The organism is Castellaniella sp. GW247-6E4 (assembly GCF_040276065.1).
Lineage (GTDB): Bacteria > Pseudomonadota > Gammaproteobacteria > Burkholderiales > Burkholderiaceae_B > Castellaniella.
In genome coordinates this window covers 1-551 of the sequence record NZ_JBELOI010000058.1, presented here as the reverse complement: position 1 = coordinate 551, position 551 = coordinate 1, and the positions used below count along the sequence as shown (strand labels likewise).

1 protein-coding gene is annotated in these 551 nt (G+C 59.9%); it reads right to left on the bottom strand.

Annotation, left to right across the window (positions count from 1 at the left end):
• The coding region (locus ABS761_RS16925) for an Ig-like domain-containing protein (RefSeq protein WP_350409558.1) at positions 1 to 551 on the bottom strand (551 nt) is incomplete at both ends.

The following is a 551-nucleotide window of genomic DNA, read 5'->3' as shown; positions in this document are numbered from 1 at the left end:
AGCTCAGGTGCGGTGGTGTCCACACCATAGCCGTGTGCAGCAGTCGTCGTCGTGCTATTGCCCGCCGCATCGGTTGTTGTGACCGACACATCCAGAGAGTCGGCAGCAGCCAGATCAGCGCCCGCAACTGCGATCGCCCACGACCCATCGGCACCAACCGCACCGGTGTACTCAACGCTGTTGACCGTCAGAGTGACCGCATCACCCTCGTTGAACTCACCGGTCACCTGGCCAGTGACATTCACCGATCCGCCAGACTCTGCGGCATTAATCACATTGTCAGCAGTGATCGGATCCACAGACACTGTCAGTTCGGGTGCAGTCGTGTCTACGCCATAGCTGGTCGTAGCAGTCGTCGTCGCGCTGTTCCCTGCAGCATCGGTTGTTGTGACCGAGACACTCAGAGAATCCGCAGCAGCCAGATCAGAGCCCGCAACCGCGATCGTCCACGACCCATCGGCACCAACCGCACCTGTGAGCGAGGTACTGCCAACCGTCAGGGTGACGACATCACCCTCATTGAATTCACCCGTCACCTGGCCCGTGACATT